The 13,313-nt window shown below is 63.4% G+C and carries 10 protein-coding genes and 1 pseudogene; 6 read left to right on the plus strand and 5 right to left on the minus strand.

Translation table 11 applies throughout. From position 1 onward, the window contains the following. The first annotated feature begins 82 nt into the window (after positions 1–82). The 3 genes from ACZ5U5_RS32045 to ACZ5U5_RS32055 all read left to right on the plus strand — a co-directional run bounded on the left by ACZ5U5_RS32045 (position 83) and on the right by ACZ5U5_RS32055 (position 4,385). Entirely contained in the window at positions 83–1,567 is a 1,485-nt protein-coding gene (locus tag ACZ5U5_RS32045) for an FG-GAP-like repeat-containing protein (RefSeq protein WP_469028640.1), read from the plus strand. A 245-nt stretch (positions 1,568–1,812) separates the two neighbouring features. Further along, positions 1,813–3,279 (plus strand): FG-GAP and VCBS repeat-containing protein, encoded by a 1,467-nt coding sequence (locus tag ACZ5U5_RS32050; protein WP_469028642.1) that lies wholly within the window; start codon positions 1,813–1,815, stop codon positions 3,277–3,279. A gap of 134 nt (positions 3,280–3,413) precedes the next feature. Continuing rightward, the gene (locus ACZ5U5_RS32055) at positions 3,414–4,385 is read left to right on the plus strand and encodes a Yip1 family protein (protein WP_469028645.1); all 972 of its coding nucleotides are present in this window, start codon (positions 3,414–3,416) and stop codon (positions 4,383–4,385) included. A gap of 100 nt (positions 4,386–4,485) precedes the next feature. On the opposite strand, the pseudogene ACZ5U5_RS32060 reads toward ACZ5U5_RS32055, so the two are convergent. Beyond that, positions 4,486–4,566: pseudogene (locus tag ACZ5U5_RS32060) on the minus strand (phosphoribosyltransferase); the annotation flags it as partial. 100 nt (positions 4,567–4,666) lie between these two features. Between ACZ5U5_RS32060 and ACZ5U5_RS32065 the strand changes: the two are divergent. The 3 genes from ACZ5U5_RS32065 to ACZ5U5_RS32075 all read left to right on the plus strand — a co-directional run bounded on the left by ACZ5U5_RS32065 (position 4,667) and on the right by ACZ5U5_RS32075 (position 10,070). Continuing rightward, complete coding sequence (locus ACZ5U5_RS32065) at positions 4,667–6,319, plus strand: recombinase family protein (RefSeq protein WP_469028647.1); 1,653 nt, start codon at positions 4,667–4,669, stop codon at positions 6,317–6,319. A 2,554-nt stretch (positions 6,320–8,873) separates the two neighbouring features. Next, positions 8,874–9,107 (plus strand): helix-turn-helix domain-containing protein, encoded by a 234-nt coding sequence (locus ACZ5U5_RS32070; protein WP_469028964.1) that lies wholly within the window; start codon positions 8,874–8,876, stop codon positions 9,105–9,107. Positions 9,108–9,155: 48 nt separating this feature from the next. Beyond that, the gene (locus ACZ5U5_RS32075; protein WP_469028650.1) at positions 9,156–10,070 is read left to right on the plus strand and encodes a major capsid protein; all 915 of its coding nucleotides are present in this window, start codon (positions 9,156–9,158) and stop codon (positions 10,068–10,070) included. A 918-nt stretch (positions 10,071–10,988) separates the two neighbouring features. Here ACZ5U5_RS32075 and ACZ5U5_RS32080 read toward each other — a convergent pair. From ACZ5U5_RS32080 to ACZ5U5_RS32095, 4 genes are all read right to left on the minus strand, one after another. Continuing rightward, a complete protein-coding gene (locus ACZ5U5_RS32080) occupies positions 10,989–11,831 on the minus strand; it encodes a helix-turn-helix domain-containing protein (RefSeq protein WP_469028652.1) in 843 nt (280 codons plus the stop codon). After that, the gene (locus tag ACZ5U5_RS32085; protein ID WP_469028655.1) at positions 11,821–12,345 is read right to left on the minus strand and encodes a DUF6879 family protein; all 525 of its coding nucleotides are present in this window, start codon (positions 12,343–12,345) and stop codon (positions 11,821–11,823) included. The genes ACZ5U5_RS32080 and ACZ5U5_RS32085 overlap by 11 nt, the downstream gene beginning before the upstream one ends. After that, the gene (locus tag ACZ5U5_RS32090; RefSeq protein ID WP_469028658.1) at positions 12,329–12,535 is read right to left on the minus strand and encodes a hypothetical protein; all 207 of its coding nucleotides are present in this window, start codon (positions 12,533–12,535) and stop codon (positions 12,329–12,331) included. The genes ACZ5U5_RS32085 and ACZ5U5_RS32090 overlap by 17 nt, the downstream gene beginning before the upstream one ends. A gap of 268 nt (positions 12,536–12,803) precedes the next feature. Then, a complete protein-coding gene (locus tag ACZ5U5_RS32095) occupies positions 12,804–13,307 on the minus strand; it encodes a phosphoribosyltransferase (protein WP_469028660.1) in 504 nt (167 codons plus the stop codon). Positions 13,308–13,313: the final 6 nt, after the last annotated feature.

Below are 13,313 nucleotides of genomic sequence, written 5' to 3' on the forward strand. Positions count from 1 at the left end.
CGCCAACGGGGCCGCTACATCGGGCCCAACTCCAGGCAAACGACCACAACCGTCGCAGACGCACCCGCAGGAGACCCAGGCAATGCCCAAGCACAAGCGCACCACCCCTCGCACCCCCTCCAGACGCGGCCGCCTCGCGGCGGCAACGGCGACCGCCGCCGCGCTCACAGGCGGACTCCTCACCCTCACGGCCACCACGGCGACCGCCGCGCCCGCCGCGGCCACCCAGCCGGACGACGCCGACTTCAACGGCGACGGCGCGGCCGACCTCGCCACTTCCGCCGCGGGCGCCACCGTCGGCGGCAAGGACAGCGCGGGCCAGGTCGTCGTCACGTACGGCGGCGCCGAGCAGCGCCACGTCACCTACAGCCAGAACAGCGCGGGCGTGCCCGGCACCGCCGAGAAGGGCGACGTCTTCGGCGCCGACACCGCGTACGGGGACTTCGACGGCGACGGCTACGACGACCTCGCCGTCGGCGCGATCGGCGAGGACGTGGGCACGGACGCCGACGGCGGCACGGTCCAGGTCCTGTGGGGCTCCCCGAGCGGTCTGTCCGGCGGCGCCACGATCAAGGACCCGCGGCCCACCAAGCACGACCTCTTCGGCGGCCCTCTCCAGGCGGGTGACTTCGACGGCGACGGCAAGGACGACCTCGCCGTGGGCTCCTCCTCGGGCGCGGCCACCCTCGACATCTTCGACGGCGGGATCTCCCGCAGCGGCGCCACCGGCGGCCGCTACACCGTGCTTCCGCCCATCCACAGCGGCGAGGACGGGGGCCCCTTCAACCTGCACTCCGGGGACGTCAACGGCGACGGCAAGGACGACCTGATCGTCAACGGCTTCTCCACCGCAGACGACTACAACGCCAACCTCTGGCTGCCGGGCAGCGCCAACGGAGTCACCACGAGCGGCGTCCAGCGGCTGCCCGCCGGCCACATCACCGACGTGGGTGACACGGACGGCGACGGCTACGGCGACGTCATCATCGGCCTCACCTGGGACGAGGGCATCGACGGCGCCAACAAGGGCGGCACGGTGTACGTGGTGAAGGGCAACGCGAACGGCCCGTACGGGGACAGCCAGGCCATCACGCAGGACTCGGCGGGTGTCCCGGGCGGCAGCGAGAACGGCGACTCGTTCGGCGCGGAGCTCGACCTCGGCGACATCAACGGCGACGGCCACCTCGACCTGGTCGCGAGTTCCCCCGGCGAGGACCTGAACGGCGTCTCCGACGCGGGCTCGGTCACCGTCATCTACGGGGCGGCGGACGGCTCCGGCCTGTCCACGGCGGGCTCCGTGCTCTACAGCCAGAACACCCCCGGCGTCCCCAACTCCGACGAGAAGAACGACTTCTTCGGGTCGGACGTCCACATCGACGACCTGAACGCGGACGGCCGGGGCGATGTCTCCGTCGGCGCGTACGGCGAGAACGGCTCCAACGGCGCGGTCTACATCCTGGACTCCCTCCCGGACGGCTCCCTCGCTGGCACCTCGGGCGTCTACACGTCCACGGTGGGCGTCTCCTCGGCGGGCACCCCCCGCTTCGGCACCAACTTCGCGGACTGACCCGCCCTTCTCCTCCCCCCTCTCCCTACACCGGGCCCGCACCCCTCCGTGCGGGCCCGGCCCTTCCCCCGGGACGTCCGCCCAGTAGGTGTCGCCCCCTGACGCAAGCCGTCCGCAACCTTCTGTTCGCACCGTGTGTCACACGTGTAGGTGCCGACGTCCACGTGGACGTCGGCGCCTACATCAGCCGACGCCGAGCAAGCACCCAGCCAACACCCGGCGTTCCCAGACAAGTTGGAGCTCCGTTGCGTACACGCACCCTCACCCTCGCCGCCGCCACCGCCCTCGCCGCCACCGGCCTCACCCTCCCGCTCGCGGCGACCGCCACCGCCGCCCCCGCACCCGAACCCGCCGCCCTCGCAGCCGACTTCAACGGGGACGGATACGACGACCTCTTCGTCGGCGTGCCCAGTGGCAGTGTCGGTGGCAAGGCCAAGGCCGGGTACGTGAGCGTCGTGTTCGGTGGGGAGTACGGGCCCGGACCGCACGGCGTGCGGCGGATCACCCAGGCCACCGTCGAGGTGCCCGGCACCCCGGAGGCCGGTGACCGGTTCGGCGGGGCCGTCGTCGCCGCGCACGTCGACGACGACAAGTACGCCGACCTCGTCATCGGCGCCCCCGGCGAGGACATCGACGCCAAGACCGACGCGGGCTCCGTCACCGTCCTGTACGGCACCGGCGACGGCTTCGCGCTGGCCAACACCGCCGCCCGCGGCGCGAAGTCCGGTGACGTGTACGGAAACGCCCTCGCCGCCGCCGACTTCACCGGCGACACCGACGTCGACCTCGCCATCGGCGGCAAGGACCAGGTCGTCGCCAACCTCAATCCGCTCACCGCCGACACCCAGCCGGTCATGGCCGACCGCATGGGCGGCCGCGCCCCCGTCATGACCACCGGCGACTTCAACAACGACAGCCGCCCCGACCTCGCCCTCGGCTACTACACGAAGAACCAGCCCTACACCCAGTCCCACCTCCGCCTCTACGGCTGGAACAAGGAGGAGGGCGCCATGGGCAACTTCTGGAACAACTCCAACGGCGCCGCCAACGCCCTCGCGTCCGGTGACTTCAACGGCGACGGCTTCGACGACCTCGCCGTCGGCAACTGCCGCGAGATCGCCGACGAGAACATCGACGACCCGTGCGGCCCCGAGGAGCTCACCAAGGGCGGCGGCATCCACATCCGCTTCGGCGACGCCAACGGCAGCTTCGGCTGGGAGCAGCAGACGTTCAACCAGGACACCGCGGGCATGCCCGGCGTCGCCGAGACCGGTGACGGCTTCGGCGACGCGCTCGCCGTGGCGGACATCGACGCCGACGGCCACGACGACCTGATCGCGGGCGCCCCCGGCGAGGCCATCGGCAGCGCGGCGAAGGCGGGCAGTGTCACCGTCCTGAAGGGCGGCGAGATGGGCCTGCTCGACCCGGCGGGCGCGGCGAACCCCGGCACGGTCGCGTACCAGCAGAACTCCCCCGACATCCTGGGCGTCGCCCAGGCGGGCGACCTCTTCGGGGCGGCGCTCGCCTTCGGTGACCACAACGGCGACGGCGTCCCCGACCTGTCCGTCGCCGCGCCCGGCGAGAACTCCGCCGCGGGCGGCGTCTGGGATCTGCCCGGCGCCAAGGCGGGCGGCTCGGTCGTCACCCCGAACTCCCTGGGCCTTCCCGCCTCGTTGGACCCGTACGCGTACGGAGCGGTGCTCGGCCGCTGACGGGACTCAGCAACACCAGGACCCTGGGGAAAACCCCTCAGGGTCCCCCTAAGGGTTGTCACAGGTCAGCGGCAAAGCCCGTCTCCTCCCGAGGAGGGACGACCCGGGCCCTCCAGACCAGGTACGTTCGATTCGTGGCTGGATTCAGGATCGGACGCGGCCGGGACAACCGCACCCCGCAAGCGCGACCCCAACAACGACCGCGGCAGGAGCCGTACGGGCAGCAGGCCCCCCAGGGCCAGCAGCCCCCGTACGGCTACCCTCAGCCGCCCTCGCAGCAGTACGGCGGGCAGCAGCCGCCGTACGGCCGGCCCCAGGGCGGACAGCCCCAGGGCGGCCGCGGCCAGGGCGGATACGGCGGACAGCAATGGCCGCAGGCGGGCGGCAACCACGGCAACCACGGGGAGCCGGAGTACTTCGGCGGGCAGCCGGGGCAGGGCGGTCAGGGCGGCTTCGATCCGTACGCCGCCAACAACCCCGGTCACACCCAGGCCTTCTCCGTGGGCGAGGATCCGTACAACCAAGGCGAAACCTATCGCGCGGGCCAGGCTCCCGCGCCGGTGGGCCCGCGCCTGCACTGGAAGGACCTGCTGCGCGGCATCGTGCTGCGCCCGGGGCCGACCTTCCTCCAGATGCGGGACTACGCGATGTGGGCCCCGGCCGTCGTCGTGACGTTCCTCTACGGCCTGCTCGCGATCTTCGGCTTCGACGGCGCCCGCGAGGACGCCATCAGCGCCACGCTCTCCACGGCCGTGCCGTACGTCCTGACGACGGCCGTCGCGATCACGATCAGTGCCTTCGTCCTGGGCGTGGTCACGCACACCCTCGCCCGCCAGCTCGGCGGCGACGGCGCGTGGCAGCCGACGGTCGGTCTCTCCATGCTGATCATGTCCATCACGGACGCGCCCCGCGTGGTCGTGGCGATGTTCCTCGGCGGCGGCCAGCCCTTCGTCCAGCTGCTCGGCTGGGTGACCTGGATCGCCGCGGGCGCGCTGCTCACGGCGATGGTGAGCAAGTCGCACGACCTGCCGTGGCCGAAGGCGCTCGGCGCCGCGTCGATCCAGCTGCTCGCGCTGCTCGCGATCATCAAGCTCGGCACGTTCTAGTACGTGAGACAGCTTTCTAGTACTTGAGACGGAGAAGGGCCCCGGCGGTGCATCGCATCCGCCGGGGCCCTTCTCCATGTACGTCGCCGTCTCCGCCCGCTCAGGCGTCGAGAACCTGCCCGGCACGCTTCACGACGGGAGCTTCGACGCTCCACGGGAAATTGATCCACTCATCAGTCTGAAGGACTTACACTTGCCTCCCTGAGCCGCGCCCGAGGGGGGAGCGGTACGGGCCCGAGGGGGGAAGCAGGATGCACGGATACCCGTATCTAGAGTCCGGCATGAGGGTGCTCAAAGTCCGTCGGATCAGCAGAGACACCGAGGCTAGCTCTGCACTCGACCGACAGAACCAGGACCAGGACGCCGTACTTGCTGGCACCAGTTGCCCGGTAGCTGGGGACGTGGTTGACGCCACGGTGTCAGGGTCGATCAATCTCCCGGACCGGAAGTCTCTGGGTAAGTGGATGAGAGACCCCCTCTGGAATGAGTGGGACGCAGTCATGGTGACCTCACTTGACCGCATCACTCGGGACAAGTGGCATTGGGAGCAATTCGCCGAGAAGTGCCACCAGGCAGGCAAGGAAATCATCTGCCTTGATGATCCGGCACTGGATATTCACACCACCGACGGTAGGACGATCGCCTACCTGAAAGCAGCACAGGCACAGAAGTTCCGGGAGGCGATATCCGCCAAACGGAAGAACCAGACTCAGCACTACCGGCAGGCAGACCTCTGGGCTGGGGGCACGTGGCCATTCGGGTACCGGCCCACACCGGTACCGCAGGAGGACGGGAAGCTCAGGTACAAGCTGTTCCTTGACCCGGTGACCGCTCCACTTGTCCGGGAAGCCTACGAAAGGCTGGCCCTCGAAGGATGGTCTATGGGCAAGGTTGTCCGCGACTGGAATCAGCGGGGAATCCTGACTCCCAAGGATCATCAGCGGAATGTGAATGCCATCGAAAAGAAAGTCGGCACACAGACTACGGTCCGAGGCTCCAAATGGCAGACAAGTTCCCTGGGGGCCATTCTCCGAAAGCCGACCCTTAAGGGAATCGCCGTACATAACGGCGAACCTCTGATCCGGGGCGGTAAGCCTGTCAGGTGGGCTGACCCTATTCTCACCGACCAAGAATGGGACCAGCTACAGAAAGTTCTGGAGAAGCTGAGTAGCAGCAGAACCGGCATCCGAGGAAACAGTGACCCGACTTCGGGCCTGTTCCTGTGCCCTTGTGGCTGTAAGCAGTACCCGGACAAAGCAGCTTCCTCGGTCCGCAAGGACGGCAGCAAGAAGGTAAATCACTACTTCCGGTGTGGTGCTCGAATCCTCAGGGGGAAAGCTTGCGACTTCCGCACTTCGTGGCGGAGAGACCTGTTGCTCAAAGAACTAGAAGAAGGGTTCCTGCACCGGCTGGGTGACAAAGAGGTGGTGGTTCGAGACTGGATTCCTGGCACTGACAACAGGAAGCAGATCAAAGAACTGAAGCAGGCTTACGAGAACCTGGTAGCCGCAATCAAGAGTGCGACCAACCCCATGGTGCTCAGCTCTCTCACTGAGTCCATGGAGGACACCGCTGAACTACTGACCAAGCTCGAAGCTGAACCCTTCAGGCCCGGTTCCTGGGCCGAACGTGGCACCGGAGAGACCTACCGACAGAAGTGGGATGCCATGCCGTCATGGGACGACAGGGGCCCGTTCCTTCACCGCTCTGGCTTCCGGCTGATCTCAGTGGGCCACGAGGAGATGGACGGGCCTCTGTTCGTCCTGGTATCTCCCACAGAAATCGTGAGCACGGAAGGCACAGAGTACGACTCCAAGGAGTACGACCAATTTGTACATGAAACGTACCGGAAGACGATTCAGGGCATGATAGCTAAACACGAGGAGATACAGGAACTGAAGAACGAGAGGCACGCGGAGTACGACGGCATCTAGAGCCGAAGACAGCCGCTAGGGAGGTCTCCACCGGGGCCTCCCTTTTCGTTGTCCTGTTGCAAAATAAGGAACAGCGAATGTCGACACTTTGTCGGCAGAAGTGCTGGCTCGCCAGTCGCCACAAGGGCACGTGATGTTGGCCACAGCACTTTATGGCATTCATTTTGGGGGCATCATTGGTCACGGAAACCCGTACAGGATCTCGCTTGCTATGACGTCCCGATCAATGTAATGCAGGTAGCCGGACCCCTCCCCCTACCCCCGCTACCCTCTGTGCTCATCATCACGCTTCGTAAACAAATTTGAATGAGCCGCGACAAGGTCTCTAATCACATGATTGCTAAACGGCCTGAACGCTTGCCTAAGCGACTCGATAGAAGCCGCTGAACCTCTGGCTCGTTCACCGCCTGTTCCGCTCTGAGAAGTACAGCCAGGGCTGTTGAGCTGCTCTGTTTGGTCGGCTCTCTGATTCATGATTGAAGAGCCTCGCTAATGGCCTGAGCTGCTGTCTGGCCACCGGGGGGCATCACGAAGTCATGACCCCTCTCGGATTCATCCGTTGTGATGTCCACAACGGATGTCCGTTGCCCCCACCAAGGGGGCGGGAGCTAGCAGAGGTGGGGGGCCTGGCTAGCCAAGGAGTACCCAGGCATCCTGAGAGAGGGCAGGGGGGTAAGCCCCTGGCAGTGAGCAGAGAGGCACCACAGGGGTCCTGTTCAGATGGGGGCTGGCTTGCAGAGACCGAGAGCGTCAGAGGGGGCACCCCCTACCCTGTGACCCACAACACAGCCAGAAGCTGTAATGAATCTGTTCTCTACAGCGATGCACCCAGTGAGACCACCAAACCGCCACCGGAGTGGTCTGCCTAAAATTAGGTGGCAATTGAGGGACCTAGCTATTCGAGCTGGGTCCCTTTTCTATTTCCTAATGGAGAAGCTATGTCTACTGTTATCAGCCCCTTTGATGTCATTCCCAAGCAGCCTGAGTGGCAGTGCGACTACTGCGGTACCACGAATCCTCTGCATGGAACCCACGGGGGTTACAAGAACACGAACCAGGACCTGTGCTCGGAGAAGCCTCCTGCCCCAGCCGCCGTTGGTTGCGATACCTGCGGGAGCGTGGTGGGCCATTACCGGGGATGCCCCGATGATGCTCCGGACACTGAGTCAGAGGAACCCCCCACTGTGGCGGGGGTCCAGGGTGGATTCCTCTCTACCCATGCAGTCGAGATTGGGGAGCACAGTTGGAAGCTGCGTAAGAGGGGATTCCCTCTGGCTGCTGACCACACCCCACCAACGGGACAAGCTGCCCACTGGTATGAGGAAGTCATGCAGTACGTACCCAGGAGTGGCAGGGACGTAGCCAGGCAGATAGCCAGGCTGGCACGAGAGGGCTCCCAGGTGACTGTCACGTGGCGCTCACTGGCGGATGCGGTCGGCGTGGCTGACAAGCAGGGAAGGGAGATCGCCTATACCCAACGGGGAGTGCGTTGCCTGGTGGATGCCGGATGGCTGACTCACCACACCATCGGTGCGGGATGTACTGCTAAGACGACGTTCACTCTGCAAGTGGGGGACCGAATCGACTGGTCCCACATGGGGTTGGATGACGACAGCTAGCAATGTACAGAGAAGAGCCTGGTAGCTGGGACTCCCGGTTGGATCCGGCTAGCAATGTACATAGGTAGTGGTTCTAGCAATGTACATAGTAAGAGACCGGCTCAACCCGCCCGTCGACTGAGAGTAGAGAGTGATCGGAACCAAGGGAGATCACGACTGAGTGAGTACTCATCTGAAGAATAGAGAGACCGGCCCCTGGGACATGAACCCCAGGGGCTTAGTGCTGTGCCGCTTAAAGGCGGCGGAGTCAGTGTCTCAGGTGCTGCATCTGGCCATTGGAGCCAGATGCTCAGTCTCTACTCACTGAAAGACTATGCCGCTTTGAGGCGGCAGGTAGATGAGTAAATACCCAGTCGGTACTAGATCCTGAGATTCCTTGCAGTCATCTCCGGGCGGATCTGTCCTCCTGGTTTCACTACCTTGACACTCCGCCTACGGCTCCGTGCTCGATATGGACATCAGCACCTTAGCAACCTCACTACACGAATCCACCTACACCTCCTGCGCTGCACTCCGGTGCTTAACGGTGGATTCCTTACGCTCGGGCGTGCTGATGGCAGTTTCCATTTCATTCCATCCACCGATGACCAGCCTTCAACATCCACCCCATAGCTTCGCGAGGGGGATGGACGTCTTGACTTTGGTCACGGCGTCTTGAATGTGGCCGCCGCTTTATGGGCTGATGCAACAACCCCCTTTCATTCCTACCTCTCACTGGCATACGGAGAGGTGCCGGTATCTGTGACCACCGGCCCTAAGCAAGAGTCACAGCAGGCTTGGTCCACCTGGGAGCAACGGACCCCTTTTTATTGCCCATTGATGGGATTGATTCATCCCAATCAGCTGAAAGTGAAGTGATTCAAGTGATTCCAAACTTTGACCTTGCGCGGCGTCGCCGGAACCTGGGCCTGACTCAGGAAGATGTTGGCGACCTGGTGGGTGTTGACCGCCAGACGGTTGGCCGGTGGGAGTCGGACCAGCACGCCCCTACTCACGAACACCTTGTGAAGTGGGCTCAGGCGGTCCGTATGCCTATCTCGGTACTTCTGGCCTATGCGGGTGAGAACGAGCGTGAGATTGCCGCACTGTGCCCCGGTGGCTTCACTCAGCCGGAACACGGTGCAATCCGCCAGCTCGTTACCCAGGTCCGCGTCACTGACGCTGCCTGATCCATTGATCACTAAGAACGGAGATTGAAAATGGCTAACAATTTTGCAGTGACTGACAAGGTGGCATCTGTTGCCGCCGCTTCCCTGGGCGCCTCTCTGGTTCTCGGTCGTACCGTCTTCCGCGATGTAGAGAAGGAATTTGAGGGTGGGTACGGTGACACTATTCGCATCCGAGTTCCTAAGGCTATTCCGGCCAAGCCTTTCATCGAAGGCACGACCACCATCACGGATATTGTCCAGACAGTGAATGAGGGCACTGTTCCCCTCAAGCTCAGTACTCACGCTGTTTCTGCGGTATCGCTGAGCCCGAAGGACTACAGCCTGAATGTCTTCTCGACTCAGGTTCAGGCAGTCGTTCCGACTTCCCAGGGTGTTGCCGAGTACATCGAGAATGCAATTGCGACCGAACGCCTTAACCCGAAGATTGCTGCGACTGACGCCCTGATTATCGATCCTGCCAATGTCCGTAATGCGATCCTGGACGCCGGTGTCAAGCTGGATAAGGCCAAGGTTCCGGGTACCCGCTGGCTGGCTGTTTCCCCTGATGTCAAGAAGCTGCTTTTGGCTGATCCGATGCTGGCTGCGGTCAATTCCTCTGGTGGTGACGATGCTCTGGCAGATGCTGTCATCGGTAGGCTCCATGGTTTCAACGTTGTCGTTTCGCCTTACCTGGATGCCGGTGCAGTTGCTTACGCGCAGGACGCATTCGCCGTGGCTATCCGCGCTCCGTACGCTCCGCCTGGCTCTAACGGGGCATCTGCCGAGTTCTCTGACTCCACTTCGAGTGTTGGCTACGCGCTCACCGTTCTTCAAGCATTCCACGACGACACACTCACTCAGCGAATCATTGCTGAGGCTTTCGTCGGTACGGCTGAGATCGACCCCGCCCGTTCGGTTGGACTGAAGCTGTCGTCTGGTGCATTCAATGCCGAGGCCATGAACGCCAAGACTACGAAGAAGTAATGGCTAAGGATTGGCCGGATCACCCCCGGCCTAACCCGATTCCCGAGAAGGGGAAGCCCTGGATTGAATAGTCCGTCGATCTGAGTATTGAGTGGGAGCAGGACACCGGTCAAATGGCTCCCAAAGAGAACACAAGAGCCCCCTTCCGGCCGGAAGGGGGCTCTGTGTTGGGGTCAACAGGGTCCGGGTTGACTCCCAACCTGGTCCGCTTAGGCGTAGTTGGAGCTTTGCCGTCCCTCGCGCACCAGGGTCCTTAGCGGCTAACTCGGTACTCGTCCGGCTGTCCGCCGTGCTCGTCCACCCACCACGCCACGGTGCAATCAAGGCACCTGTAGCGCCATCGTGGCTTACGTGTCGCAGGGTCATGGGGGCGGGACAGGATCACGTGAACGCTGCGGCATTGCACGCACAGGACGGCCCTCACGAACGGACTGATGGCGAGATACGCACGGCCTCCGCTATCCGCTGAACATGCTCTGCTTTAAGCGCGGGCAGTGCGACGTACGCGTGCCCCTGTGGGCGACCCACCATGGGTCGGATGCCGTCGCAGACCTCTTGGGGGAGTCCTAGGGCGGCGAGCGCCTCTTGGAGCGCGTTGCTGGCGTCAGACGCTGTCCTGAGGCTGTCTCGCCATGTATTCATATCGATGTCCACGGGCCTCACCTGTGGTCGTCTAGGTGGTGCTGCCTGAGTTCCACGTTCGTGTCAGAAACTGCGCTGTAGTTGCCAGTCGATCTGAAGTTCTCTCGCTTGTTGCAGAGCCCCAAACAGCGTTTACAACCGGGTACTGCACGGGGCTCGGGGGGAAGCTCCGTCAGTACGCTGTAGGTCTGCGGTTTCTGCGTCACGATGTGGCCTCCCCGCCATCCGTCCTGAACACCCAACCAGTGTCGCCCTGCGGATGACGGGGGCCTATTCTTATTCGCGTTGTCGGGTAAAGATCTCGGACCACTCGGACAAGAGTTCCCGGCAGGCATCTCCGAACACGGCGTACTGCTCGTACCTCTCAAAGTCTTGTCGATACGCGGTCACATCTCTGTGGTCACGGAGGATGAGCGCGCCTGTGCCGGTTTCGACAGTGGCTAGGCGCCGGTCGTAGACCGTGAACGTGTTGAGGGGTCTTTCCGGGATTTGGCCGCTTAGAGGGATTACACCTAGGCGGACATTGGGGAGCCGGGAGACGGACGCTATGCGGTCAAGTTGCATAGCCATTGCCAGGGGTGGCAGGAGAGGCCACCTGACAGCTTGCTCTGTGAGTAGGAAGGTGAACGCTTTCTCGGGGTCGAGTAGGACACTCTGCCGCTCAAGCTTCTTCGCAATGGTCTTGGACTGGTCCCCAGGAACGTCGGCGATGCTGGCACGCACATACTCAGGCGTGGCGAGTAGGCCGGTAATCATGGAGAGTAGGAAGTACCGGAACTCTATCGATACTGCTTCGAGCCTCGCGAGTTCGTTCTGCTTCTTGTCCAAGCCCCGACGGCGAGATGCCCAGTGGTCTTGCCATTCTGTATTCGCTGATCGGGCAAGAGTCAGTATCTCGCCCGCAAGGGGCCCCTCTGCACCAAGTGCTTCAAGGATTAGCTCAACGTCAACAATGGCGGGGGTGAGCTTTCCGCTCTCAATGTTACTGATCTTGGTTTGTGACATGTTGCAGCGCTTAGCGAGCCGGATTTGAGTCCAACCGGCCCGCTTTCGCTGGTCCTTTAGGGTGGTCGCTAGGTCTGACCTTGACTGGCCTAGCTGCTCAGGTTCAAAGCTCAAGACCCTTCACGTACTCCTCAAAGGGCACCGACTCAGCTACCGCGATCCGCTGGTATTCGATGAATGGTGCCGTGTCTCCGTCGTGCACTTCACGGCTGATCTGCCTACCGTCCGGGTGGTAGTTCATGAGCACCACTTCGGCACGGTCGAACATCCAGAAGTCCTGGGCCCCCTCAAGGGGGTTGGCCCTTTCGGTCACATCGAGAATGCGGATCTGTTCACCGGCCAAGGAATGGGCCTTGTAGTAGTGGTGGAACTCGAACCTGAGATAGTCGGACAGAGGCTGAGTGACCACATGGACGCGTCCCTGTGTGCGGCCCTCTGCGGCTTGTCGGCGTAGCCGGTCGGTGTACTCGTTCGCCACCGTGCCAGGGTCTATACGGGCGCCCGCCCGGAACACGGCGAACTCTTCTTCTTCCTGCGGCATGAGGTACTGCGGCAGGGTCTCCAGGCGCCATGCTTCGTGTGTGAAGCCCTCGAATCGTGCTGCCCACTGCTCACCAGCCAAGAGCATGGAAAGCCTCCCTGAGTACAGCTTCCGGGATCTCCACGAGCCCTTCCCCCTCGGGCGGTGTGAATGCCTGGGACACGTCGCCCTGGACGACGAACGAACCTGAGGCGGTCCGGTAGACGTTGGGACAGTCGTCCTTGCCGCACTCGCCGTTGCCGTTGCCTGTCAGTCGGGTCAGTTCCTCGCGTGTCATGCCGGAAACCCCTTCGGCTGGCCCCTGTTGGGGCGTCTGTGCTGACCGTACGAGCGGCCGTGAGGAGCGTCTATGCGGTAGCGCGGATATTCGCGTAGTCGCATAAAGACGGGAGCAGCGCGGGGCGCCTACGCTTCCCAGACCCCCGCCCTGCGCAGAGGGCGGGGGCACCCTGGGTTGAGCATGGCCTAGGGCACACCTGCTCTCCCAGATCCGGACATAGCAAGAGGGACCACCATCACGGTGGTCCCCCGGCTCTGACCTGCTGCTACGCGTCCAGAACGGTGGTGTGCTTCCTGGTGATGGGCGGCTCAACCGACCAGGGGAAATTAATCCAGACCGACTCATCGGTGCGCTTCCAGACGTACTCGCACTTCACGAGCGACTGCGACTTCTCGTAGATGACGGCGGACCGCACCTCCGCCACGTGGTCGAGGCAGAAGTCGTGCACGAGCTTCAGCGTCTTGCCGGTGTCGGCGACGTCGTCCGCGATGAGCACCTTCTTGTCGGTGAAGTCGATCACGTTCGGCACGGGCGCCAGCATGACCGGCATTTCCAGGGTCGTCCCGACGCCCGTGTAGAACTCCACGTTGACCAGGTGGATGTTCTTGCAGTCGAGCGCGTACGCGAGCCCGCCCGCGACGAAGACGCCACCTCGGGCGATGGAGATGATGACGTCGGGCTGGTAGCCGTCGTCGGCGATCATCTGCGCGAGCTCGCGCACCGCGCCGCCGAACTTCTCGTACGTAAGGTTCTCGCGCACGTCACTCATGCTGGA

The sequence above is a fragment of the Streptomyces sp. NPDC033177 genome, from assembly GCF_055577715.1.